At 71.9% G+C, this 15,564-nt stretch carries 18 protein-coding genes; 8 read left to right on the top strand and 10 right to left on the bottom strand.

From position 1 onward, the window contains the following. Nucleotides 1-21 precede the first annotated feature (21 nt). The 5 genes from ACIQTP_RS23570 (at nucleotide 22) to ACIQTP_RS23550 (ending at nucleotide 4,928) form a co-directional block, all read left to right on the top strand. Entirely contained in the window at nucleotides 22-1,020 is a 999-nt protein-coding gene (locus ACIQTP_RS23570; protein WP_403402620.1) for a DEDDh family exonuclease, read from the top strand. Nucleotides 1,021-1,132: 112 nt separating this feature from the next. Then, on the top strand, nucleotides 1,133-1,366 hold the full coding sequence (locus tag ACIQTP_RS23565; RefSeq protein ID WP_054232337.1) for a hypothetical protein: 234 nt from the start codon (nucleotides 1,133-1,135) through the stop codon (nucleotides 1,364-1,366). A 93-nt stretch (nucleotides 1,367-1,459) separates the two neighbouring features. Next, a complete protein-coding gene (locus tag ACIQTP_RS23560; protein ID WP_403402617.1) occupies nucleotides 1,460-2,251 on the top strand; it encodes an SURF1 family protein in 792 nt (263 codons plus the stop codon). 94 nt (nucleotides 2,252-2,345) lie between these two features. After that, nucleotides 2,346-4,157 (top strand): glycoside hydrolase family 15 protein, encoded by a 1,812-nt coding sequence (locus ACIQTP_RS23555; RefSeq protein ID WP_403402614.1) that lies wholly within the window; start codon nucleotides 2,346-2,348, stop codon nucleotides 4,155-4,157. A 15-nt stretch (nucleotides 4,158-4,172) separates the two neighbouring features. Further along, nucleotides 4,173-4,928: an SDR family oxidoreductase gene (locus ACIQTP_RS23550; RefSeq protein ID WP_403402611.1), complete on the top strand. Its 756-nt coding sequence runs from the start codon at nucleotides 4,173-4,175 to the stop codon at nucleotides 4,926-4,928. A gap of 22 nt (nucleotides 4,929-4,950) precedes the next feature. Here ACIQTP_RS23550 and amaP read toward each other — a convergent pair whose 3' ends face one another. From amaP to ACIQTP_RS23525, 5 genes are all read right to left on the bottom strand, one after another. Then, nucleotides 4,951-5,538 (bottom strand): alkaline shock response membrane anchor protein AmaP, encoded by a 588-nt coding sequence (gene amaP, locus ACIQTP_RS23545; RefSeq protein ID WP_403402608.1) that lies wholly within the window; start codon nucleotides 5,536-5,538, stop codon nucleotides 4,951-4,953. Further along, on the bottom strand, nucleotides 5,535-6,227 hold the full coding sequence (locus ACIQTP_RS23540; protein ID WP_403402605.1) for a DUF6286 domain-containing protein: 693 nt from the start codon (nucleotides 6,225-6,227) through the stop codon (nucleotides 5,535-5,537). The genes amaP and ACIQTP_RS23540 overlap by 4 nt, the downstream gene beginning before the upstream one ends. Beyond that, nucleotides 6,224-6,607, bottom strand: a complete 384-nt coding sequence (locus ACIQTP_RS23535) for an Asp23/Gls24 family envelope stress response protein (protein ID WP_403402603.1) — start codon at nucleotides 6,605-6,607, stop codon at nucleotides 6,224-6,226. Before ACIQTP_RS23535 ends, ACIQTP_RS23540 begins: the two co-directional genes overlap by 4 nt. Then, a complete protein-coding gene (locus tag ACIQTP_RS23530) occupies nucleotides 6,604-6,789 on the bottom strand; it encodes a hypothetical protein (RefSeq protein ID WP_054232254.1) in 186 nt (61 codons plus the stop codon). Before ACIQTP_RS23530 ends, ACIQTP_RS23535 begins: the two co-directional genes overlap by 4 nt. Before the next feature lie 61 nt (nucleotides 6,790-6,850). Beyond that, complete coding sequence (locus tag ACIQTP_RS23525; RefSeq protein ID WP_403402599.1) at nucleotides 6,851-7,339, bottom strand: Asp23/Gls24 family envelope stress response protein; 489 nt, start codon at nucleotides 7,337-7,339, stop codon at nucleotides 6,851-6,853. Between the two features lie 86 nt (nucleotides 7,340-7,425). Between ACIQTP_RS23525 and ACIQTP_RS23520 the strand changes: the two genes are divergently transcribed. After that, nucleotides 7,426-8,154, top strand: coding sequence for a nucleopolyhedrovirus P10 family protein (locus tag ACIQTP_RS23520; protein WP_403402597.1), 729 nt, complete (start codon nucleotides 7,426-7,428; stop codon nucleotides 8,152-8,154). Between the two features lie 14 nt (nucleotides 8,155-8,168). Here ACIQTP_RS23520 and ACIQTP_RS23515 read toward each other — a convergent pair whose 3' ends face one another. From ACIQTP_RS23515 to ACIQTP_RS23500, 4 genes are all read right to left on the bottom strand, one after another. Next, on the bottom strand, nucleotides 8,169-8,972 hold the full coding sequence (locus ACIQTP_RS23515; protein WP_403402595.1) for an enoyl-CoA hydratase/isomerase family protein: 804 nt from the start codon (nucleotides 8,970-8,972) through the stop codon (nucleotides 8,169-8,171). A 145-nt stretch (nucleotides 8,973-9,117) separates the two neighbouring features. Further along, the gene (locus ACIQTP_RS23510; RefSeq protein ID WP_006123601.1) at nucleotides 9,118-9,339 is read right to left on the bottom strand and encodes a helix-turn-helix domain-containing protein; all 222 of its coding nucleotides are present in this window, start codon (nucleotides 9,337-9,339) and stop codon (nucleotides 9,118-9,120) included. A gap of 387 nt (nucleotides 9,340-9,726) precedes the next feature. Beyond that, entirely contained in the window at nucleotides 9,727-11,325 is a 1,599-nt protein-coding gene (locus ACIQTP_RS23505; protein ID WP_402042962.1) for an ABC-F family ATP-binding cassette domain-containing protein, read from the bottom strand. Between the two features lie 91 nt (nucleotides 11,326-11,416). Then, on the bottom strand, nucleotides 11,417-12,217 hold the full coding sequence (locus ACIQTP_RS23500; RefSeq protein ID WP_403402592.1) for a hypothetical protein: 801 nt from the start codon (nucleotides 12,215-12,217) through the stop codon (nucleotides 11,417-11,419). Nucleotides 12,218-12,508: 291 nt separating this feature from the next. Between ACIQTP_RS23500 and ACIQTP_RS23495 the strand changes: the two genes are divergently transcribed. Further along, a complete protein-coding gene (locus ACIQTP_RS23495; protein WP_402042968.1) occupies nucleotides 12,509-13,399 on the top strand; it encodes a neutral zinc metallopeptidase in 891 nt (296 codons plus the stop codon). A 147-nt stretch (nucleotides 13,400-13,546) separates the two neighbouring features. After that, the gene (locus ACIQTP_RS23490) at nucleotides 13,547-13,960 is read left to right on the top strand and encodes a VOC family protein (protein WP_403402589.1); all 414 of its coding nucleotides are present in this window, start codon (nucleotides 13,547-13,549) and stop codon (nucleotides 13,958-13,960) included. A gap of 85 nt (nucleotides 13,961-14,045) precedes the next feature. On the opposite strand, the gene ACIQTP_RS23485 is transcribed toward ACIQTP_RS23490, so the two are convergent. Further along, the gene (locus ACIQTP_RS23485; RefSeq protein ID WP_403402586.1) at nucleotides 14,046-15,449 is read right to left on the bottom strand and encodes a hypothetical protein; all 1,404 of its coding nucleotides are present in this window, start codon (nucleotides 15,447-15,449) and stop codon (nucleotides 14,046-14,048) included. Nucleotides 15,450-15,564 lie beyond the last annotated feature (115 nt).

Here is a 15,564-nt window from a genome sequence, read left to right as displayed (position 1 = left end):
GGGCCCGTATCCTCAATGACCATGCTCGAAGACCTGACGACCGCAGCGTCCCCAGCCCCCTGGCCGGCCGCGTATCCGCAGGGGTACGCGGTCGTCGACGTGGAGACCACCGGCCTTGCCCGCGACGACCGGATAATCTCGGCCGCCGTCTACCGGCTGGACGCGCGCGGCGAGGTCGAGGACCACTGGTACACGATGGTCAACCCGGAGCGGGACCCGGGCCCGGTCTGGATCCACGGTCTGACGACCGAGGTGCTCGAAGGCGCCCCGCTCTTCCAGGACATCGCCGAGGAGTTCGCCGACCGGCTCGCCGACCGGGTGCTCGTGGCGCACAACGCGGTCTTCGACTGGTCGATGATCGCGCGGGAGTACGCGCGTGCGGAGCGTGAGGCGCCGGTGCGTCAGCGGCTGTGCACCATCGCGCTCTCCAAGGAGCTGGGCCTGCCGCTGCCCAACCACAAGCTGGAGTCGCTGGCCGCGCACTTCGGCGTCGTACAGCAGCGGGCGCACCACGCGCTGGACGACGCGCGCGTGCTGGCCGAGGCGTTCCGGCCGAGCCTGCGGGCCGCCGCGCGGGACGGGATCCGGCTGCCGCTCCTGGAGTGCCGGCCGCTCAAGGAGTGGTCCGAGAGTACCGCGGCACCGCGGATCGGACGGCAGTCCGGTGGCTATTCGTCCGGCGGCTACCCGTCCGGGAGTTGGCGGCCCTCACGCAAACGCCCCGCATGCCCCTATCCCAACCCGGGTCGCTACGAAGCGGGCAAACCACTCAAGCAGGGTATGCGGGTCGCGTTCTCCGGGGACACGTCCGTCGACCGTGAGCTGCTGGAGGACCGTGCCGTCGAGGCCGGTCTGCATGTCGCGACGAGCCTTTCCCGGCTGACCAGCCTGCTCGTCACCAACGATCCGGACTCCAGTACGTCCAAGGTGGTCAAGGCCAAACAGTTCGGGACACCGGTGATCGACGAGGCGGCGTTCGGCCAGTTGCTGCGGGACGTGGCACCGGCCACGGAAAAGTGACCCCGGGAGGCTGAAGAGGGGCCGGGGTCACTGACGGACGTACGGGTGATTGCCGGGCGACTCGCCCGGCGCCCGCTCGCCCGCGCCGCGTCGGCCCCTCACCCTGTGGCGCATGGCGAGATGCGAAGTGTGCGGCAACGACTACGGCATGACCTTCGAGGTGCACGCGCAGGGCGCGGTGCACGTCTTCGACTGCTTCTCCTGCGCGATCCACCGGATGGCCCCCATCTGCGAGCACTGTCGCGTGCAGATCATCGGCCAGGGCGTCGAGGTCGAGGGCCACTGGTTCTGCGGCGCGCACTGCGCCCGCGCGGAGGGCAAGGTGGGCATCATCGACAAGGTCTGAGAGCCGACCGGAACGGTCCGAGAGCACACGTCGCCGTCCCGGCGACGCGCACCCCCGTGAACACACCCCACGACCGAGTTGTACGGTCGTGGGGTGTACCGCTTCCTGTTGTCCCGGCAGTGGGTGATTCTCACCCTCGTGGCCCTCCTGCTCATCCCCACGATGATCAAGCTGGGCTTCTGGCAGCTGCACCGCCATGAGCACAAGGTCGCGCTGAACAAGGTGATCTCGCAGTCGCTGACGGCCACGCCGGTGCCCGCCGAGTCGGTCACCGCGCCGGGGCAGCACGTCAAGCACGCGGACCTGTACCGCCGGGTGACCGCGAAGGGCACCTTCGACACCGCGCACGAGGTCGTCGTGCGGCGCCGCACCAACGCCGACGGCGAGGTCGGCTACCACGTCCTGACCCCCTTCGACCTGGACGACGGCCGGGTGCTCCTCGTCAACCGGGGCTGGATCGACTCGAACGGCTCACAGACCGCGTTCCCGAAGATCCCGGCGCCCGCGCAGGGCGAGATCACCGTCACCGGGCGGCTGATGCCCGACGAGACGACCGGCGACAGCGGCATCAAGAACATCCAGGGCCTGCCCGACCGCCAGGTCATGCTGATCAACAGCGAGCAGCAGGCCAAGAGCCTCGGCAAGCAGGTCCTCGGCGGGTACATCGAGCAGACGGCGCCCGCGCCCAAGGGCGACTCCCCCGAACTGATCCCCGACCCCGAGCACAACGACATCGGTCCGCACATGGCGTACGCGATCCAGTGGTGGCTCTTCTCCGCGGGCGTGCCCGTGGGCTGGCTGATCCTGGTCCGCCGGGAGCGCCGCGACCGGGCCGAGGCCGCCGCCTCCACGACCACGCCGGAAGCGGCCACGGTGGCCGCCTGACCGCTGGCCCGCCACGCCCGTACCTCCTCGACCGATGTCACCCGGTCGGCCCCCGACCCGATTGGCCCCGGCCTTCGCCGGGAACTCGCCCCACGTGCACCCACGTATCGAGGACTACGCGCTCATCGGGGACGAACAGACCGCCGCGCTGGTGGGCCGGGACGGCTCCGTCGACTGGCTCTGTCTGCCACGGTTCGACTCGGCCGCCTGCTTCGCCGCGATCCTCGGCGACGAGAACCACGGCCGCTGGCGGATTTCACCCAAGGGGACGGGCCCCTGCACCCGGCGGGCGTACCGGCGGGACACGCTGGTGCTCGACTCCGAATGGGAGACGGACGAGGGCGCGGTCCGCGTGACCGACTTCATGCCACAGCGCGAGCACGCCCCCGATCTCATCCGCGTCGTCGAAGGGCTCAGCGGCCGGGTGACGGTGCACAGCACACTGCAACTGCGCTTCGACTACGGCTCCGTCGTGCCGTGGGTGCGCAGGGTGGACGGCCAGCGGGTGGCGGTCGCGGGCCCGGACTCGGTGTGGCTGCGCAGCGAACCCGAGGTGCGCACCTGGGGCAAGGACTTCCGTACGCACTCGGAGTTCACCGTGGAGGCGGGCGAGAAGGTCGCCTTCGTCCTGACCTGGCATCCCTCGCACCGGTCGCGCCCGCCGCTCGTAGACCCGTACGAGGCACTGCGCTCCAGCGTCGAGGACTGGCAGGCGTGGGCGGCCCGCTGCCGTTACGACGGTCCGCACCGGGACGCCGTCATGCGCTCCCTGATCACCCTGAAGGCCCTCACCTTCGCCCCGACCGGCGGCATCGTCGCCGCCCCCACCACCTCGCTCCCGGAGGAACTCGGCGGCGTGCGCAACTGGGACTACCGCTACTGCTGGCTGCGCGACTCGACCCTCACCCTGGGCGCGCTCCTGTCGGCGGGGTACCACGAGGAGGCCGAGGCCTGGCGCAACTGGCTGCTGCGGGCGGTCGCGGGCGACCCCGCGGACCTGCAGATCATGTACGGCCTCTCCGGTGAGCGCCGGCTGCCCGAGTTCGAGCTGCCGTGGCTGCCCGGCTTCGCGGGCTCGTACCCGGTCCGGATCGGCAACGAGGCCGTGAAGCAGCTCCAACTGGACGTGTACGGCGAGGTCATCGACTCGCTCACGCTGGCCCAGCGCTCGGGTCTGCCGTCCAAACCGCACATGTGGCGCCTGCTGTGCGCCCTGATGGAGTTCCTGCGGACCACCTGGCGGCAGCCGGATGAGGGGATCTGGGAGGTGCGCGGCCCGCGCCGGCACTTCGTGTACTCGAAGGTGATGGCGTGGGTGGCCGCCGACCGCGCCGTCCAGGCACTGGAGAGCGACCCGGCGCTCACCGGCGACCTGGAGGGCTGGCGCATGATGCGCGAAGAGGTCCACAAGGAGGTGTGCGAGCACGGCTTCGACACCGAGCGGAACACCTTCACGCAGTCCTACGGGTCACGCGCACTGGACGCCTCACTGCTGCTCATCCCCCGCGTCGGTTTCCTGCCGCCCGACGATCCCAGGGTCGTCGGCACCATCGACGCGGTGCGCGCCGAGCTCGAACGCGACGGCTTCCTGCTGCGCCGCTACAGCGACGAGAGCGCCGGCGTCGACGTCGACGGGCTGCCGGGCGGCGAGGGCACCTTCCTCGTCTGCTCGTTCTGGCTCGCGGACGCGCTGCACATGACGGGCCGTACGAAGGAGGCCCGCGACCTGTTCGAACGGCTGATCGGCCTGGCCAACGACGTGGGGCTGCTGTCCGAGGAGTACGACCCCGTCGCGCGCCGCCAGCTCGGCAACTTCCCGCAGGCGTTCAGCCACCTCGGCCTGGTGGGGTCCGCCTTCAACCTGTTCGGTGATGCGCATCCGGCAGGAGCCGAGAAGACCGGATAGGGGAGGATGGGGGCCATGGATCTTGGACTGAAGGACCGTGTGTACGTCGTCACGGGAGCCACCCGTGGCCTGGGCAACGCCACCGCGCGCGAGCTCACCGCCGACGGCGCGAAGGTGATCGTCACAGGGCGCGACGAGAAGACCGCCGCCGACGCGGCGTCCGCGCTCGGCCCGAACGCGGTCGGGGTGGCCGCCGACAACGCCGACCCGGGGACCCCGGAACGGCTGATCGCGTCGGCCCGCGAGCACTTCGGCGCTTTCGACGGCATCCTGATCAGCGTCGGCGGCCCGCCGCCCGGCTTCGTCGCGGACAACACGGACGAACAGTGGACGGCCGCCTTCGAGTCCGTCTTCCTGGGCGCGGTCCGGCTGGCCCGCGCGGCCGCCGCGGAGCTCGGCGAGGGCGGCGTCATCGGCTTCGTGCTCTCCGGCTCGGTGTACGAGCCGATCCCGGGCCTGACCATCTCCAACGGTCTGCGCCCCGGTCTCGCGGGCTTCGCCAAGTCCCTCGCCGACGAGCTGGGCCCGCGCGGCATCCGCGTCGTGGGGCTGCTCCCGGCCCGCATCGACACGGACCGCCTGCGCGAGCTCGACGGTCTCTCCGCCGACCCGGAGGCCACCCGTGCGGCCAACGAGTCGCGGATTCCGCTGCGCCGCTACGGCACCCCGGACGAGTTCGGCCGCACGGCGGCGTTCCTGCTCTCGCCCGCCGCGTCGTATCTGACGGGCATCATGGTGCCGGTGGACGGCGGCGTGCGGAGCGGGTTCTGAGCCCGGTCGGGCGCATGGGGGACTAACTCACCCTTTCGGCCCGGTGCTTGACCCCGCGGAGGCGAACCTCCGCGGGGAGCGCGGCGAGGCCCGCGGAGTCCCGGGCGTGCGCCAGGGCCTCCGTCGTCAGCAGGTGCAGCGCGTGCCCGGGGTCGACATGCGGTTCCAGCAGGAGCTGGACCCGGGTCCCGGGAGCGCCGCGTCGCCCGGTCAGCTGGACGTGGGCCCGTTCGACACCGTCCAACCGACCCGCCTCGCCGGCCAGTACGCCCTCCAGGGCCCGCCCGCGCAGCAGCGCCCCCTCGCCGTCGCCGGTGTCGACGAGCACCTCCGCGAGCCGGCGGCGCCGCAGTACGGCCGACAGCCACCACAGGCTGAGCAGGACGACGACCGCGAGAACGGCGATGACGGTCGGCCACCACCAGCCCTGGTCCCGCCACCGGGTCCGTTCGGCGGCGCTCAGCAGCACGTCGTGCCGCCCGTCGTGAATCCACCAGGAGGGCGGCCGAAGGCCCAGTCCGACGGCGAGCACGGAGCCGCCGAGGACCAGCAGCGCGAGCCCGACGATTGCCAGCAGGACACGGTTGACGATCCTGAGCACCGCCCTCACCCCTTCCGGCCGGGGCGCGCGACATGCACCGACAGGGCGGGCGGCCGGACCAGCCCGAGTCCCCGGATGCCGTCGGCGAGTGTGGCGTCCAGGTCGGCCCGTACGTCGTCGAGTGCGCGGAAGTGCGAGACCGCCCGCACGTCGACCTTCCCGCGCCCCATCCGTACCCGGACCGACCGCACCCCGGAGACCTCCATGGCCCGGTCGCGCAGTGCCGTCGCGGCGGCGTCCCGGTCCAGCCCGGCCCGTACGTCGAAATGGGTGCGCCGCATCGGCAGGACGTCGCGCAGCCCCGGCGTCAGGGCGAGGACGATCAGGCAGAGTCCGAGGGCCGCGGCGAGGCAGGCGCCGACGAGCACCCAGGTGTCGTCGAGGGGCCGTTCGGCGAGCTGCCGGGCGAGGGACCTGCGCCAGTGCGAGGCGGGCCGGTGGGCACGTACGGCCGCGACGTCGTACAGCAGGACGCCCGCACCGACCAGGACCAGCAGCGCGACGATCCCCGCGGGGACGCGGCGCGCCGACCAGAACCGGCCCTGCCCGCCGTTCGCGTCGTCGACGGCGGGCGGCGGGTCGTAGTCGGCCGCGGAGGCGGACTGGCCGAGTTCGTCCTCGGCCGGCGGGCCCGCGTCCGTCTTCTCCAGGACGGGCATGCGTCGGGTGGTGTTCTCGGAGCCCTGAGGCTCGCTCATCGCGTCCTCCCCTGTGCCGCGGCGGCTGCCGGTACCAGGTGCAGCCGCTCGACCTGGACCGTCACCTCCGGCACTTCCATCCCCGTCAACGCGTCTACCCGCTCGGCGACATGTCGACGCACCGCGTTGCAGTGGCCGCCGATGTCGCAGGGGTAGCCGAGTTCGAGGTGGACGCGGACGCGGGCGGCTTCGTGGTGCACGACGACCGTCGCGTGCGGAGGTACGGCGTCCGGGGGCAGCGGTTCCAGGGCCTCGCGGGCGGCCTGCGCGGCGATCTTCGCCACGACCCGGTCGGCGATCCGGGTCGCGCCGCGCTCGGCCGCCTCGACGGCTGCCGGGGGCCGTCGGGTGTCACCGAGCGGGCCGGTCACGGGCGTCACCGCCGCCGGTCGTCACGCGGACGGAAGAAGTCACCGAGGTCCAGGTCCCCTTCGAGGAACCGTCCGACGACGAACCCGACGGCGCCCAGGGCGGCCACGAGCAGAAAGGCCCCGAAGCCCCCGAAGTAGCCGGCGAAGCCCAGCGCCATTCCGGCGATCATGCCGATCACGGCCAAGCTCATGTCTGCGCTCCTCAGCGGTTCGACGGCCGGGATGTCGTGGGCCGTTGCGCGGCCGGGCCGGTCACTGGAGCCGCGCCTCCGGCTCCTCATCTTCTTCCTCGGGAAGCTTCACATCACTCACCGCGATGTTGACCTCGACGACCTCGAGTCCCGTCATGCGCTCCACGGCCGCGATGACGTTCTCGCGCACGGCGCGGGCGACGTCCCCGATCGACACGCCGTACTCGACGACGATCTCCAGGTCGAGGGCGGTCTGGAGCTCACCGACCTCGGCCTTGACGCCTCGCGAGACGGATTTCGACCCCCCGGGCACCCGGTCGCGCACGGCGCCGAAGGTCCGGCTCAGCCCACTGCCCATCGCATGGACACCGAGCACGTCCCGGGCGGCGAGCCCGGCGATCTTCTCCACGACACCGTCGGCGATCGTGGTCCGCCCCCGCGTGGCGGGATCACCGCCGCCGCGCTTGGTGACCCCGGGCTTGCGGCTCTGCAGGGCTTCCTTCTCACTTCCGGGGCTGTCCGTCCGGTTCTGCTCCGTCATGTCGGTCATCGCCGTACGTCCCTTTCGGTCGTCCTCTTTGCCCACAGTAGGTCCGGTTGCGGGCTCGCGCGCCAGGGATGCGGCAGGCTGGAGCAATGACCTCGGATCGTTGGACGCAGGCCGTACAGCGGCAGCTCGGGCTCGGACGCCTGCTGCCGCTCGGACATCCGCGCGACGGCGCGTGGATCGCCGAGGAGGCGGCCGGCGCGTGCCTGCGGCGCGAGGCGGCCGGCGTGCCCGGCGTCCGCCTCGGCACGCTCCGGATCGCCCTCGCGGATCCGGACCTGGTCTACGACCCCGTCGTACCGCCGCCGCCCAGCGCGCTGCCGCCCGGTCCCCTGCGTATCGTCGCGGAGTTCACGGCCGAGGCGGACCCGGCGGCCCCCGGGGCGGAGCCGCTTCCCACGACCGCGGCCCGCCTGCGCGTGACCCTGGCCGAGGCGGCCGAACCCCTCGGCCTGACGGTCACGGAGGTCGACCTGAAGGTGATGCAACTGGGGGATGTCTCGGCGCCGCCGGCCGCGGTACGCCACACCGCCCCGCGTCCGGCCGCCGTACCGACGACCCCCGACGAGGCCCGGGCGGCCACCGCCGCCCTGTCCGTGCCGGGGGTACTTCACCTGACGGACGTCCTGGGCCATCCGGTGCACATCGAGAACGTCCCCGGCGAGGACCCCGCACTCGCCCGCCGCCACGTCCTCGTCGAACTGGCGGTCGCCGCAACGGGGCGAACGGTGGACGTGGCAAGAGCCGTCAGAACAGCGGTCGCGGACGCCCTCCCGGACACCCCGTCAGTGACGGCACTGGTGACGTCCGTCGAGTAGCCGGAAAGACGGCCTCACTCCCCCAGACCGGCAAGGTCCCGCAGCCGCCGAGCCTGGGCCGCCCGCTCGGCAACCCGCTGCTCCTCGTACGTCCGCTCCTGCGCCCCCCGCAGCAACGCCTTGGTCTCGACGACCGCGTCCCGAGGCGCGGCCAACACCGCACCGGCGAGGTCCCGCACGGCATCCTCGAGCTGGCCGACGGGCACCGCGAGATTGGCGAGCCCCGTGCGCTCGGCCTCGTCGGCCGACACAAAGCGACCCGTGGCGCAGATCTCCAGCGCACGGGCGTAGCCGACCAGGCTCACCAGCGGATGCGTTCCCGTGAGATCGGGAACGAGTCCGAGGCTGGTCTCGCGCATGGCGAACTGCACGTCGTCCGCGACGACGCGCAGGTCACAGGCGAGCGCCAGCTGGAAACCCGCACCGATGGCGTGCCCCTGCACAGCGGCGATGGACACGACGTCGCTGCGCCGCCACCAGGTGAACGCCTCCTGGTACTCGGCGATGGTCGCGTCGAGCTCGGCGTCGGCCCCGCGCGCGAGGTCGATGAACGACGGCTCTCCGTCGAACCCCTCGGGCGTGAACGCCTGCCGGTCGAGCCCAGCCGAGAACGACTGGCCCTCGGCTCGCAACACGACCACACGGACAGTGCCCGGCAGCGACCGGCCGGCCTCCGTCAACGCCCGCCACAGAGCGGGACTTTGGGCGTTGCGCTTGGCCGGATTGGTCAGCGTCACCGTGGCGATCGCGTCGTCGACGCTGAGCCGTACGCCGTCCTTGTCGAGTACGGGGTCAAGATCGTTGTCGAGCGAAGCCATGGGCTGCCTCCGATGGGTGCGGTCGGATCAGACGCGTACCTCGTGAGGACACGAGGAACACACCTAAGTGACTGCACAGTAACCACCCGGTCGATCACCCGACCGACCGGGTGGTCACCACCGAAGCCGATGGGGACGCCCGGCCTCAGGCCGAGGCGGCCTTCTTGCCCCGCGTCGCTCCGCCACGCCCTCGCAGCGTGACACCCGACTCGCTGAGCATCCGGTGCACGAAGCCATACGAACGGCCGGTTTCTTCGGCCAGCGCTCGAATGCTCGCACCGGAGTCGTACTTCTTCTTCAGGTCTGCCGCGAGCTTGTCGCGCGCGGCGCCGGTTACCCGGCTGCCCTTCTTCAGAGTCTCGGCCACCCGTGCCTCCTCATGGGAAGTGCGCTCTGGACTTCTCATGATCACCCCTCAAGGGCTTCATGGCCACCCATTCGGCAAGGTCCGTAAGACACGGTTTTGACGACAGGAGCCCGTCCTCACAAGTGGAATCCCAGGGTCCGCACTGCTCCGTCCGTACGACCGAACGGGTTCTTCCGTGAAGTGCCAGGTCAGCGACGCAAGACGGCCGAGCCCTTGGGAACGAAGGACTCGGCCGCGAAATGAATGTAGGACACACCTCGGTACGAGGAGATCTCACACAGATGATGGATCACGGATCGGCCGAATGATCCATACGCAGTGGATCAGTCATTCGATCACGTCGTGCTGACGGCAGCCCCGGGGCTGCCCTGGAGGCCGTACGAGGGCTCAGGCGAGGGCCACCAGGTCCGCGTAGTCGGAGCCCCACAGGTCCTCGACACCGTCCGGCAGCAGAATGATCCGCTCGGGCTGGAGCGCCTCGACGGCGCCCTCGTCGTGGGTGACGAGGACGACGGCGCCCTTGTAGGTGCGCAGCGCGCCGAGGATCTCCTCGCGGCTGGCCGGGTCCAGGTTGTTCGTCGGCTCGTCGAGGAGGAGGACGTTCGCGGAGGAGACCACGAGGGTCGCCAGCGCGAGACGGGTCTTCTCACCGCCGGAGAGAACCCCGGCCGGCTTGTCGACGTCGTCGCCGGAGAACAGGAACGAGCCGAGCGTCTTGCGGACCTCGACCAGGTCCAGGTCGGGGTTGGCGGAGCGCATGTTCTCCAGGACCGTGCGCTCGGGGTCCAGGGTCTCGTGCTCCTGCGCGTAGTAGCCGAGCTTGAGGCCGTGGCCCTCCACAACCCCGCCGGTGTCGGGCGTCTCGACGCCACCGAGCAGCCTGAGGAGGGTCGTCTTTCCCGCACCGTTCAGTCCGAGGATGACGACGCGCGAGCCCTTGTCGATGGCCAGGTCGACGTCGGTGAAGATCTCCAGGGAGCCGTACGACTTCGACAGGCCCTCGGCCATGAGCGGGGTCTTGCCGCAGGGCGCGGGCTCCGGGAAGCGCAGCTTGGCGACCTTGTCGGAGACCCGTACCGCGTCGAGCCCGGCGAGCAGCCGGTCGGCACGCTTGGCCATGTTCTGCGCGGCGACGGTCTTGGTGGCCTTGGCACGCATCTTGTCGGCCTGCGAATGCAGGGCGGCGGCCTTCTTCTCGGCGTTCTGCCGCTCGCGCTTGCGGCGCTTCTCGTCGGCCTCGCGCTGCTGCTGGTAGAGCTTCCAGCCCATGTTGTAGACATCGATCTGGGCGCGGTTGGCGTCCAGGTAGAAGACCTTGTTGACGACCGTCTCGACGAGGTCGACGTCGTGGGAGATCACGATGAAGCCGCCGCGGTAGGTCTTCAGGTAGTCGCGCAGCCAGACGATCGAGTCGGCGTCGAGGTGGTTGGTCGGCTCGTCGAGCAGGAGCGTGTCCGCGTCCGAGAAGAGGATGCGGGCCAGCTCGATTCGGCGGCGCTGACCGCCGGAAAGGGTGTGCAGGGGCTGGCCGAGCACACGGTCGGGCAGGTTGAGCGCGGCGGCGATGGTGGCGGCCTCGGCCTCGGCGGCGTATCCGCCCTTGGTGAGGAACTCCGTCTCCTGGCGCTCGTACTGCCGCATCGCCTTCTCACGCGTCGCGCCCGAGCCGTTGGCGATGCGCTGTTCGTTCTCCCGCATCTTGCGGATCAGGGTGTCCAGGCCGCGCGCGGAGAGGATGCGGTCGCTGGCGAGGACGTCGAGGTCACCGGTGCGGGGGTCCTGGGGCAGATAGCCGACCTCGCCGGAGCGGGCGACGGTGCCGGAGGCGGGGATGCCCTCGCCGGCCAGGACCTTGGTCAGGGTCGTCTTGCCCGCGCCGTTGCGGCCGACCAGGCCGATGCGGTCGCCCTTGGTGATGCGGAAGGTGGCGGACTCGATGAGGATGCGGGCGCCGGCGCGCAGCTCGATACCGGAGGCGGAGATCACGGACAGACTCCAGGGCAGGGTCGTTGGCGGGGTGGACGGCTGAGGACGTTCCCGCCGTCTAATGCGCGAGGAGAATGGCCATGGGCCAAGTCTAACGGGGCCGTGCAACCACTTTCCCTGGGTGAGTGTGTTCGGCACTGTGACGCTCGCCCTGCCACGCGTTGCCCAGCGGCGTGCGGTGCGGGGTGATTCTGCCCAGGTCGTCGACGGCGACGAGCTCGGTGGTCCAGCTGTCGCCGGTGGCGCAGGGCTGGGCGATCAGGAGCGCCTCGGCGTGACGCAGCGCACGTTCGGGGGCGAAGGAGCAGCCGTACCGGGCGGGCAGGGTCCAGCGCAGGTCGCCGTCGGCGATGCGGTAGGCGGCGACGCGCCGCGGGGTGATGACGGCGAGCATGCGGGCGCCCAGGGGCCGCAGCACTCCACTCGCCCCGTGGTCCGCGAGCCACCCGGCGGCTCCGGGAAGGGCCCGGTGCCAGCGCACGGCGCTGCCGTCGCCGCGCGCGGTGTCGGTGACCAGTCCGTCGTCCCACAGCGCGATCGCGTGCCCGCGCGCGGGGAGCACCGCCACCGGACGGCGGCCCTCGCGCGCGTAGGTCCACCGGGGGTGGCCGGTCGTCCCGTCGTAGGCCTCGACGGCGGCCTTCGTGGTGCGCAACGGGGGCTGTCGTGTGCCGTGCCCGTGCGCCAGGCGCGTGTGGGCGGTGAGGCGGTCTCCGTAGGGCGCGGGACGCGCCTCGTGGGCCGCGGTGAGCAGCAGGGCGACGGCGACGGGGAGCAGGGCGCGGGCGGCGCGGCGGCGGGCGGCGGCGGGAAGGAGCCGGGGGGCCGGGAGGTCCGTGGTCGCCGGGGCGGGCCGCTGTGCCTCCGCCGCCTCGACCGGCACAGCGATCACCTCGCTCCCCCCTCGGCCCCGCTCGCCGCTCCTAGGATCTGTCCGGCCGTTCAGGCGCATGGATCAGGCGCATGGATCAGGCGCATGGATCAGGCGCATGGATCAGGCGCATGGATCAGGCGGAGAGCGTAGGCGCGGGCGGCGGGAACGCCCGTCGGGACACGGCGGGCGGCGGGGCGTGTCGCCCGTTCGGCCCTCCGCCCGGCGCCGGACCCGTGCGGGCGTACGAGGATGGCGCCACGGAGCGACGTACGCCGAGGTGCGAAGCCGTACGCAGAGGGTGGTGTGCCCATGCAGTTCGACGACGACGCCGACCTGGACACCTCCGACGTGCAGGATGTGCGCGGCAGTCGGATCCCTGGTGGCAGGGCGACCGTCGGGGGTGGCATCGCCGGTCTGATCGCTCTGATCCTCGGGCTGTTCTTCGGAGTCGGGCCCGATCAGCTCGGGCTGTCCTCCGGCAACGACCAGCCCGCGGTGACCACTTCCTCGCTCGACCAGATCAAGCAGACCTGCCGCACGGGGCGGGACGCGAACGCCAAGGAGGACTGCCGGATGGTGGCGGTGGTCAACAGCGTTCAGGACTTCTGGGCGCAGGAGTTCGCACGGCGCGGCGGTACGTACACGCGCTCGCCGACCGTCTTCTTCAGCGGGCGGGTGAACACCGCTTGCGGCACCGCGACCTCGGCGGTCGGGCCCTTCTACTGTCCCGGTGACCGCAAGGTGTATCTGGACCTGGGCTTCTTCGACGACCTGCGGACCAAGTTCGGCTCCAGCGGCGGGCCGTTCGCGCAGGCCTACGTGGTGGCGCACGAGTACGGGCACCATGTGCAGGACCTGATGGGGACGCTGGGCAGGGCGCAGAGCGGTGTCGCGGGCGCGAACAGCAATTCGGTGAAGGTGGAGTTGCAGGCGGACTGCTATGCCGGGGTGTGGGCTCACCACGCGACGACGACGAAGGACCCGTCGACGGGCAGGCCGTTGATCACGAACCTCACTCCCGCCGACATCCGGGACGGACTGGACGCGGCGGCCGCCGTCGGCGACGACCGGATCCAGCAGGAGTTCCAGGGCCGGGTGACCCCGGAGACGTGGACGCACGGCTCGTCCGCGCAGCGGCAGCAGTGGTTCTACCAGGGCTATCGCACCGGCGACATGGCGCAGTGCAACACCTTCCGCTGAGACCCCGGACGCGGCGGAGGGCAGAGCGCGGACGCGGCGCGTTGCGGGCGGCTTCCGCTCTCCGGGGCGTTGTCAGTGGCCGGTGCAAGACTGGGCAGCGGGTGACATTCCGGCCCAGCAGGACGAGTTCCGGTGGGAGTGATCGGCATGACAGGTACGGACGGCGGGCGCCCGAGCATCTACCCCACACTGCTGTACGCGGACGCGAAAGCGGCGATCAGGCAGCTGACGGAGGCCTTCGGTTTCTCGGAGGCCTCGGTGTACGAGAGTGAGGACGGCACGGTGATGCACGCCGAGCTGGTCCAGGGCAACGGCGCGGTGATGCTCGGCTCCAAGGGCCGCGGTGGCGTCTTCGACGGCGCGATGAAGGACGCGGGCCCCGCGGGGGTGTACGTGGTCGTGGACGACGTCGACGCGCACCACCAGCGCGCCGTGGACCACGGCGCGGAGATCGTCATGCCCCCGACCGACCAGGACTACGGCTCGCGGGACTACATGGCCCGCGACACCGAGGGCAACATCTGGAGCTTCGGCACGTACGCCCCGGAGATACGGGACTGACCCGGGAGCGCGGGGCCGATCCGAAGGACAGCTTCTAGTGCCGCGGCAGGCAACGTTTACGGGGCGAACGTTGCCTGTTGCGGCACTAGCTGCCTCCGGTGTGGACCTGGAAGGCGGCGCGGCGTACGGCCTTGGCGAGGGCCGGGTCCGGGTGGGCGGCGGCGAGCGCGACCAGGACCTGGACGGTGCGGGGATGGCCGACGGCGCGCACCTCGTCGAGCAGCGCGGGCACGGTGGGCTGCACCGCCGACTCCAGATGGCGCACGAGGAGCGGCGCCTCACCGTGGTCGGCGACGGCGGCGGCGGTGTCGACCCAGAGCCAGGTGGACTCTTCGCGGGTGAGGACCTCGTGGGCGTCCTCCGGGTCGTGGCCGTCGTGCTCGGCGAGCCACAGCAGGGCGTAGGGGCGCAGCCAGGACTCGTCGGCCACGGCGCGTACGTCGGGCTCGGCGGGGGCGCCGACCACGCGCAGCGCCTCGAAGGCGAGGCCGCGGGTGAGGGCGTCCTCGCCGCGGGCGGCTTCGAGGAGTTCGGTGACGGCGCTGCCGACGGGGCGCGCGGCGAGCCAGGCGCGGTACTCGGCGCGGGCCGCGTTCGGGCGCAGCTGGGCGCAGCCGCGGAGCATGTCCGAGGCGGGCTGTTCGATGTTCCCGGCGGGGCTCTGCGCGGCGACGCAGATCTGCTCCAGCTTGACCCAGACCGCCCAGCTGCCGAGCGGGGTGAGCGTGGCCTGCCCGGCGGCGCAGGTGAGCGCGCCGACGGAGGCGAGCGCGTGCAGGGCCCAGTCGAGGAGGGGCGCGAGGGGGGCGTCCGCGATCTCGGCGGCCTCCGGGGCGGGCTCCGGCTGGGGGCCGTAGGGGATTTCGCAGCGCTCGGTGCGCAGTTCGGTGACGCGCTGTTCGAGGAGGTCGAGGAGCTGCTCCATGGGGACGGGCCCGGCGGAGAGCTGGAGGAAGGAGAGCACCTGGGGCATCGCGGAGACGACCTCGGCGACGGCGGACGCCTCGCGGTCGGCCGGCTCGGGGTGGGCGAGCGACCAGGCGTCGAAGAGGGCGACCCAGCCGCGCAGGACGGCGCTGTCGTCGCGGTTCCAGGCGCGCAGTCGCCAGCCGGGGCGGGCGATGTCGCCGTGCACCTCGACGAGGCCGGCGAGGCGTGCGGTGTCCCAGTCCGCGCGGACCTGAGCCGGGGTCAGGCCCAACTCCTCGGCGGCCCGTTCGGCGGTCGCGTCGGCGAGGGTGCCCTTGCCGTCGGGGGTCGCGCCGTCGCTCCCCGGGCCGAGCGAGGCGTCGGCCCAGCGGGCGACACGGGCCGCCGCGGCGAGGCGGGTGCGGGCCATGCGGGCCAGTTCCGCGGGCGGCGGGGTGCCCTCGGGGGGCCGGGGTGCGGGTCGGCGCGAGCTGCGCTGGGTCACCGCTCGGGGGGCGGAAGCCAGGGGGCGCGAGCGGACGAGTCGGAGCCTGGAGTCGCGCGGGTTACGGGACGTCACGGGTGCAGTCTTCCGGTTGACGGTCCGAAAACCCAAACGGAATGTCACAGCAGGCGACAGGGGTGGCCAATGGACGGGGTTCCGAGAGGGCTCGACACGTGTGCGCGAAGCCTCG

Source organism: Streptomyces sp. NPDC090798 (assembly GCF_044768965.1).
GTDB lineage: Bacteria > Actinomycetota > Actinomycetes > Streptomycetales > Streptomycetaceae > Streptomyces.
Note: the sequence above shows the minus strand (reverse complement) of the source record. Positions and strands in the feature narration are given on the sequence as shown.